The sequence below is a fragment of the uncultured Thiodictyon sp. genome (genome assembly GCF_903828115.1).
Taxonomy (GTDB): Bacteria; Pseudomonadota; Gammaproteobacteria; order Chromatiales; family Chromatiaceae; genus Thiodictyon.
Genome location: NZ_CAIKKU010000898.1, coordinates 1 through 6,315, shown reverse-complemented (window position 1 = coordinate 6,315; position 6,315 = coordinate 1). Strand labels below are relative to the sequence as shown.

Below are 6,315 nucleotides of genomic sequence, written 5' to 3'. Positions count from 1 at the left end.
TCGATTACGACAACGACAACGACAACGACAACGACAGCGTACCCGGGATCTCGCTCACCACATCAGTTCTGATCGCACCCAGCAGACCGCCGGCCACTGGAGCGGACCGCGGCAGGGCGGTATCCTGTCCACCCCCTTCCCCGAGCACCCCCCCGATGTCCTGGCTGCAACTCTCTCTCACCGTCGATCAGGACCAGGCCCCGCTGCTGGAGGCGGCCCTGGAGAACGCCGGGGCCCTGGCGGTGACCCTGGGCGACGCGGGCGATGACCCGCAGCTCGAGCCCCCGCCGGGGGCCATGCCCCTGTGGGCCGCGGTGCGGCTGCGCGCCCTGTTCGCGGACGATGCGGACGGCGCGCGACAGGTGGAGGAGCTGGCCAAGTCCCTGGCCGCTTTGAGCCTGACGCCGCCGCTGATCGACCAGATTGCCGATCGCGCCTGGGAGCGGGTCTGGCTGGAGGACTTCCGCCCGACCCGCTTCGGCCGCCGGCTCTGGGTCTGTCCGGTGGGCCAGCCGGCGGGGGACCCGGACGCCGTGGTGGTGGACCTGGACCCGGGGCTCGCCTTCGGCACCGGCCATCACCCGACCACGGCCCTGTGCCTGGAGTGGCTGGACGGGGCCGAGCTACGCGGACTGACGCTGCTCGACTACGGCTGCGGCTCGGGCATCCTGGCCATCGCCGCGCTCAAGCTCGGGGCCGCCGCGGTGATCGCGGTGGACCACGACCCCCAGGCGATCGAGGCGAGTGCCGCCAACGCCGCCGCCAATGGGGTCGCGGACGGCCTGACGCTGTGCCTGCCCGATGATCTGGCGGGGGTCGCGGCGCGCCTGCCCGCCGACTGCGTCGTCGCCAATATCCTGGCGGGCCCCCTGGTCGACCTGGCGCCGCGGCTGCTCGCGGCCCTGACCCCCGGGGGCCGGCTGGCCCTCTCCGGGGTCCTGGCCGAACAGGTGCCGGGGGTGTGCGCGGCCTACGCGGGGCAACTGGACCTGGCCCCGGTGCAGTTGCGCGAGGGCTGGGCGCTCATTGCGGGTACGCGGCGCGCCGGGCCATGCCCTTGACCACCCGCCGCGAGGACCGGCCGGATGCGTCGGCCGGGCCGCCGCTGCGCCCCTTCGTGATCGGCCCCTACCGGTTCGCCAACAATCTGGTCCTGGCACCGATGGCGGGGGTCAGCGACCGCCCCTATCGCGCCCTGTGCCGACGCTTCGGCGCCGCCCTTGCGGTGTCTGAGATGGTCTCCTGCGACACCAGTCTGCGCGGCTCGGTGAAATCGGTCCGGCGCCTGGACTTCGCCGGGGAGTCGGGACCCGTATCGGTGCAGATCCTGGGCACCGACCCGGGCGCGATGGCCGAGGCGGCGCGCGTCAACCTGGGCCACGGCGCCCAGATCATCGACATCAACATGGGCTGCCCGGCCCGGAAGGTCTGCCGGGTCGCGGCGGGCTCGGCGCTCTTGCGCGACGAGTTGCTGGTGGGGCGCATCTTGAGCGCGGTGGTGCAGGCGGCCTCACCCGCCCCGGTGACGCTCAAGATCCGCACCGGCTGGTCCCCCGGGGAGCGCAACGCGCTGGCCGTCGCCCGTCTCGCCCGCGAGTGCGGGGTCGCCGCCCTGGCGGTCCACGGGCGCACCCGCGCCTGCAACTATGCCACCCCAGCCGAACACGAAACGCTCAGACACCTCCGCCTGCAGGTGGACATTCCGCTGATCGCCAACGGCGATATCGACTCCCCCCAGGCGGCCCGGCGCGTGCTGGACTCCACCGGTTGCGATGCTATTATGATCGGGCGCGCGGCCCAGGGACGCCCCTGGATCTTCCGCGACATCGCCGCGTATCTGGCCACCGGCGCCAGCCCGACCGAGCCCCCGCGAGACTGGATCAGGGACCTGCTCCTGGAGCACCTGACGGGGCTCTATGACTTCTACGGGACCTGGGCCGGGGTGCGGATCGCGCGCAAACACATCGCCTGGTACTGTCGCGGCCTCCCCGGGGCCGCGGCCTTCAGAGACTCCGTCAATCGGTCAGACAGCACGCTGGACCAGCGACGCAAGGTCATGGCCTTCTTCAACGAACACCCCGCGCGGGAGGATGAGGCGGCATGACGACAGCGGTTACGGACGATGATCTGGCCCCGGAGCCGGTACACCCAGGGGCTGCGACAGTGCCCGGCGGCGATTTTCAGGTGGTCCAGGCGGGGCGCGCCGATCCACTGAGCAAGTGCGTGCAGGACGCCCTGGCGACCTATCTGCACAATATGGATGGGCACCGGGTCGTCGACCTGCATCGGCTGGTCATCGAGGAGGTGGAGCGCCCATTGTTCGAGACGGTGGTGCGCCACGCCGGGGGTAATCTGACCCTGGCCGCGCGCATGCTGGGGCTCACCCGCAGCACCTTGCGCAAGCGCCTGGCGCACTACTCCATCAACCGCTAGTAAAATCGCCCGCTGGGCGATTTTACTAGGTGTAAAACCTTTTATTTGGTCTCTTTGGCCAAGCGGGATTTCTGTCTATGCAAGCGATACGACGGGCGTTGATCAGTGTTTCGGATAAGACCGGGGTGGTGGAGTTGGCGCGGGGGCTTAAGGGGCTGGGGGTCGAGATCCTCTCCACCGGGGGGACCGCGCGGCTGCTCGGTGAAGCGGGGATCGCGGTGATCGAGGTCTCGGACTACACCGGGTTCCCGGAGATGATGGGCGGGCGGGTCAAGACGCTGCACCCGATGATCCACGGGGGCATCCTGGGGCGCCGCGGGACCGATGAGGCGGTGATGACCGAACATGGGATCGCGCCCATCGACCTGGTGGTGGTGAACCTCTATCCCTTCGAGGAGACGGTCGCCAAACCCGGCTGCGAGCTGGCCACGGCGATCGAGAACATCGACATCGGCGGCCCCACCCTGCTGCGCGCCGCGGCCAAGAATCACGCGGGCGTCACGGTGCTGGTGGATGCGGCCGACTATCCGCGGGTGCTGGCGCAGTTGACGCAGACCGGCGGCGTCGATGACGCCACCCGCTTCGACCTGGCGGTCAAGGCCTTCGAGCATACCGCCGCCTATGACGGGGCCATCGCCAATTACCTGGGGGCGGTGATCGAGCACCCGCAGGGCAAGGCGGAGGGCTTTGGGCGCACCTTCAATCTCCAGTTCCACAAGCGCCAGGGGATGCGCTATGGCGAGAACCCCCATCAGCAGGCGGCCTTCTACGTCGGCCGCAATCTCACCGAGGCCTCCGTCGCCACCGCCCGCCAGCTCCAGGGCAAGGAGCTGAGCTACAACAACATCGCCGACACGGATGCGGCCATCGAGTGCGTCAAGCAATTCGACGAGGGCATCGCCTGCGTCATCGTCAAGCACGCCAACCCCTGCGGGGTGGCCATCGGCACCAGCCTGCTCGATGCCTATGAGCGTGCCTTCAGCACCGACCTCGAGTCCGCCTTCGGCGGCATCATCGCCTTCAATCGGGAACTGGACGGGGAGACGGCACGGGTCATCTGCGAGCGCCAGTTCGTGGAGGTGATCGTGGCCCCGCGGGTCTCGGCGGCGGCCTCGGCCGCGGTGGCGGCGAAGAAGAACGTGCGCCTGCTCGAATGCGGCGAATGGTCGGCCGCGGCGGGCGCGCGGCTGGACTTCAAGCGGGTCAACGGCGGGCTCCTGGTGCAGGACGCGGATCTCACGCTGATCGACTCACTGCGCACCGTGACCCGGCGCGAGCCGACCGCGCAGGAGTTGGCGGACCTGCTGTTCACCTGGCGCGTGGCCAAGTCAGTGAAGTCCAACGCCATCGTCTATGGCCGCGACGGCATGACCATCGGCGTGGGGGCCGGGCAGATGAGCCGCGTCAACTCGGCGCGCATCGCCGCCATCAAGGCGGAGCTCGCGGGGTTGACGGTAAAGGGCTCGGTCATGGCCTCGGACGCCTTTTTCCCCTTCCGCGACGGCATCGACTCCGCCGCCGCGGCGGGCATCACCGCCGTCATCGAGCCCGGCGGCTCCATGCGCGACGAGGAGGTCATCGCCGCCGCGGACGAGCACGGCATGGCCATGATCTTCACCGGGATGCGGCATTTCCGGCATTGAGCATCCATCCAACCGCGATCATCGAGGACGGCGCGCTGGTCCATGAAACGGTCAGCGTCGGCCCTTGGTCGATCATCGAGGCGGGGGCCGTGATCGGGGAGGGGTGCCGGATCGAGAGCTGCGTGCGTATCTTTGGGCCGACCCGCCTGGGCGCCTTCAATCGCGTCTGCCACGGCGCCACCCTGGGCGCCGAGGCCCAGGATTTGAGCTTCGACCCGGCACGGGCGCGCCCCCTGGTGATTGGGGACCACAATCACTTCAAGGAGGGGGTCAATATCAGTTGCGGGATCAAGTCCGAGGAGGGGACCCGCATCGGCAGCCATAACTATTGGATGGCCTATTCACACGCCGGGCACGACTGCGTGGTGGGCGACCACAACATCTTCACCAATACCGCCGGTCTGGCTGGCCATGTGGAGGTGCAGGACCACTGCTTTCTCTCCGGAGCGGTGGCGGTGCATCAATTCTGCCGCATCGGCTCCTATGCCATGGTGGGAGGGCTGACCGGCGTCGCCCAGGACGTGCCGCCCTTCGCGCTGGCGGACGGGCACCGGGCGCGCCTCATCGGCCTCAACGTTGTGGGCCTGCGCCGCGGCGGCTTCACCCAGGAGGCCCGCAACCGCATCAAGGCCGTCTACCGGCTGGTCTTCCGCTCGGGGCTGCGCCCGGCCGAGGCCCTGCTCCAGGCCGCGACCGAGCACCCGGGCCCGCAGACCGACCAACTCGTCCAGTTCATCCAGTCCAGCCGGCGGGGCCTCATCTCATTCGCGGCACGTCCGGCGGCGGGCACGAGGGGAACAGAATAATCTCTCACAAAGGCAGAGATCGTTATGAAGATACTCATCATCGGCGGCGGCGGCCGTGAGCACGCACTCGCCTGGAAGGCCGCCCAATCGCCGCTCGCGCGGCGCGTCTTCGTCGCCCCCGGCAATGGCGGCACCGCCCTGGAGCCGGGAGTGGAGAACGTGCCGATCGCCGCGGATGACCTCCCCGCCCTGGTGCAGTTCGCCGCGGACCAGGGCATCGGACTCACCATCGTCGGCCCCGAGGTGCCGCTGGTGGCCGGGGTGGTGGACGCCTTCGCCGCCGCGGGACTGCCCTGTTTCGGCCCGCGCCGGGCGGCCGCCCAACTGGAGGGCTCCAAGGCCTTCAGCAAGGCCTTCCTCGCGCGTCACGGGATCCCCTCGGCCGCCTATGGCGTCTTCACCGAGGTCGAGCCGGCCCTGGCCTATCTGGACCAGGTCGGGGCGCCCATCGTGGTCAAGGCCGACGGGCTCGCGGCCGGCAAGGGGGTGATCCTGGCGCAGGATTTGGCGACCGCCCAGGCGGCGGTGCGCGACATGCTGGGGGCCGGGCGCTTCGGGTGCGCCGGGGCACGGGTGGTGATCGAGGAGTTCCTGACCGGCGAGGAGGCGAGTTTCATCGTCATGGCGGACGGCGCCCACTGCCTGCCGATGGCCAGTTCCCAGGACCACAAGGCGCGCGACGACGGCGACCGCGGCCCCAACACCGGCGGCATGGGGGCCTACTCCCCGGCACCGGTGGTCACGCCCGCGCTTCACGACCGGGTGATGCGCGAGGTCATAGCCCCCACCCTGGCGGGGCTTGCGGCCGAGGGGATGCCCTATGTCGGCTTCCTCTATGCGGGCCTGATGATCGGGCCGGACGGCACCCCCAAGGTCCTGGAATACAACTGCCGCTTCGGCGACCCCGAGACCCAGCCCATCCTGCTGCGCCTGCGCTCGGATCTGGTGGCCCTGTGCCTCGCCGCCCTGGACGGGCGCCTGGATCAGGTCCAGGCGGACTGGGACCCGCGGGTCTCGCTCGGTGTGGTCATGGCCGCCGGCGGCTACCCGGACACCTATGCACAGGGGCTGCCGATCAGCGGTCTGGCGGACCAGGATGACCCGGACGTCAAGGTCTTCCACGCCGGCACGCGCCGCGCCGCCGACCAGACCCTGACCGCGGGCGGCCGGGTGCTGTGTGTCACCGCGCTCGGCGCGACCGCTCGCGAGGCCCAGGAGCGCGCCTACCGTGGGGTGCGGCGCATCCAGTGGCCGGACTGCTATTACCGCACCGATATCGGCTATCGGGCCATTGCGCGGGAGGCGTGAGTCAATCCGTAGTAACGAGTCAAGAACAAGTTGGACGCAACCGTTTTCGTTGTCGTTGTCGTTGTCGTTGTCGTTGTCGTTGTCGTAATCGGAGAAGCGCTGCGAATCGGCTTGCGAGAGAATCT

Annotated in this window: 6 protein-coding genes; all 6 read left to right on the top strand. The window is 69.6% G+C overall.

Going from position 1 to position 6,315, the window contains the following annotated elements; translation table 11 throughout:
- Positions 1 to 1,061, top strand: a 1,061-nt coding sequence (gene prmA / locus QZY48_RS34115; protein WP_366929837.1) for a 50S ribosomal protein L11 methyltransferase, incomplete at its 5' end; no start/stop codon positions are given.
- Positions 1,052 to 2,104, top strand: coding sequence for a tRNA dihydrouridine synthase DusB (gene dusB / locus QZY48_RS34110; RefSeq protein WP_295439153.1), 1,053 nt, complete (start codon positions 1,052 to 1,054; stop codon positions 2,102 to 2,104). The genes prmA and dusB, both read left to right, overlap by 10 nt.
- Entirely contained in the window at positions 2,101 to 2,433 is a 333-nt protein-coding gene (locus QZY48_RS34105; RefSeq protein WP_295439152.1) for a helix-turn-helix domain-containing protein, read from the top strand. Before dusB ends, QZY48_RS34105 begins: the two co-directional genes overlap by 4 nt.
- 77 nt (positions 2,434 to 2,510) lie before the next feature.
- Positions 2,511 to 4,076, top strand: a complete 1,566-nt coding sequence (purH, locus tag QZY48_RS34100; protein WP_295439151.1) for a bifunctional phosphoribosylaminoimidazolecarboxamide formyltransferase/IMP cyclohydrolase — start codon at positions 2,511 to 2,513, stop codon at positions 4,074 to 4,076.
- Positions 4,073 to 4,882 (top strand): acyl-ACP--UDP-N-acetylglucosamine O-acyltransferase, encoded by an 810-nt coding sequence (gene lpxA / locus QZY48_RS34095; protein WP_295439150.1) that lies wholly within the window; start codon positions 4,073 to 4,075, stop codon positions 4,880 to 4,882. Before purH ends, lpxA begins: the two co-directional genes overlap by 4 nt.
- Before the next feature lie 24 nt (positions 4,883 to 4,906).
- Positions 4,907 to 6,190, top strand: a complete 1,284-nt coding sequence (purD, locus tag QZY48_RS34090; protein WP_295439148.1) for a phosphoribosylamine--glycine ligase — start codon at positions 4,907 to 4,909, stop codon at positions 6,188 to 6,190.
- The last annotated feature ends 125 nt before the right edge of the window (positions 6,191 to 6,315 follow it).

Excerpts from the sequence above, each read along its gene's own strand:
- dusB (WP_295439153.1), top strand. The coding sequence starts at position 1,052 with ATGCCCTTGACCACCCGCCGCGAGGACCGGCCGGATGCGTCGGCCGGG.
- QZY48_RS34105 (WP_295439152.1), top strand. The coding sequence starts at position 2,101 with ATGACGACAGCGGTTACGGACGATGATCTGGCCCCGGAGCCGGTACAC.
- purH (WP_295439151.1), top strand. The coding sequence starts at position 2,511 with ATGCAAGCGATACGACGGGCGTTGATCAGTGTTTCGGATAAGACCGGG.
- purD (WP_295439148.1), top strand. The coding sequence starts at position 4,907 with ATGAAGATACTCATCATCGGCGGCGGCGGCCGTGAGCACGCACTCGCC.